Consider the following 1,141-nt stretch of genomic DNA (forward strand, 5'->3'; position numbering starts at 1 on the left):
TAACGAGATTTTCGGCGTGATGTCGTAAGTGTGAGTCCGGTCGCTGTGAAGCATCCGTCGATGAGGGTGGGGCGGTATTGGATTCGTCGTAGGCCGTGGCGGAGGGTGTGTATCAGGTGGGTCGGGTCGCTGAATGCGGTGTTGGCCCGGCTGCTTCGCCGTAGCAGCGACCAGACGCTCTCGACAGGGTTCAGGTCGGGGGCATATGGCGGCAGCCGGTAACAGCGGATCCAATCATGGCCGTCGATGAACGCACGCAGGTGAGCGTCGCGATGCACGTTCAGATTGTCCCAGACCGGCACGATCGGGCCGCCGAGCCGGCGGTGGGCATCGAGGAGCAGGTCGCGGTAGTCGGTCCAGGCGAAACTACGGCGCCCGCCGCTGTGCAGGTCACGAGGGTGTTTGGGCCGATAGATCAATCGGGAGCGTTCACCGTGCCTGTAGCAGGCCAGGGCGGCGATAGAGAACCGGCGCTGGGACCGTCCTCGGACCGTGACCACGGGTGTGTGTCCGCGCACCGACCAGGTTCGCTGTGTCGGCGGCGTCATCGCAAACCCGGCCTCGTCCTCGAAGACCAGCCAGGCCCCGAACGCCGCCGCCGTGCTTTTACCCGCGGCCACGTCTGTTCCCCCATCCGGTTACCGCCTGCGGATCCCGCTCGACCGCCCGCCGGGCGGGTCTCTGATGGCTCCACCCGTGTCGACGCAGCAGTTGCCAGACACTCGCCGGCGACAGGCTCGTGCCGAACCGACGGCCGATGAGGGTCTGGATCCGGGCCGAAGTCCAGGTCTGGTCCGGCCGGCCGTGAGCGAGCGCCCCCTTGGCCAGTGCGGCTTCCGACGCCGCGAACATGGTGTCGTCGAGTTTCGGTCGCGCCGCCGACCCTGCCGAGCGCGCCGCGTCCTGCCCGCCGTGGCTCCATGCCTTGCGCCGGCGCTGCACCGATCGGACGCTGACCCGCAACTGCTTGGCGACCATCGCATTGTCTTGTCCGCCGGCGAACATCTCGGCCGCCTGCACACGGATACGTTCCCGAAACATCCGCCGTTCAGCTGTCAGCCCGCCGCCTTGGGGATACCTCACAACAATCGGCATACACCCGCCGTCAACCTCTACGACATCACGCCCGAAAGCTCGTTAA

2 protein-coding genes are annotated in these 1,141 nt (G+C 66.8%); both read right to left on the minus strand.

All coding sequences use genetic code 11. The annotated features are described in order from the left end of the window. Positions 1 to 620 (minus strand): transposase (locus tag ON20_RS25830; protein ID WP_157228999.1); only part of this gene is annotated, 620 nt, incomplete at its 3' end. After that, positions 607 to 1,020, minus strand: coding sequence for a winged helix-turn-helix domain-containing protein (locus ON20_RS25835; protein WP_218002610.1), 414 nt, complete (start codon positions 1,018 to 1,020; stop codon positions 607 to 609). The genes ON20_RS25830 and ON20_RS25835, both read right to left, overlap by 14 nt. Positions 1,021 to 1,141 lie beyond the last annotated feature (121 nt).

It is taken from the genome of Nocardia brevicatena NBRC 12119 (assembly GCF_000308495.1).
GTDB classification, from domain to species: Bacteria; Actinomycetota; Actinomycetes; order Mycobacteriales; family Mycobacteriaceae; genus Nocardia; species Nocardia brevicatena.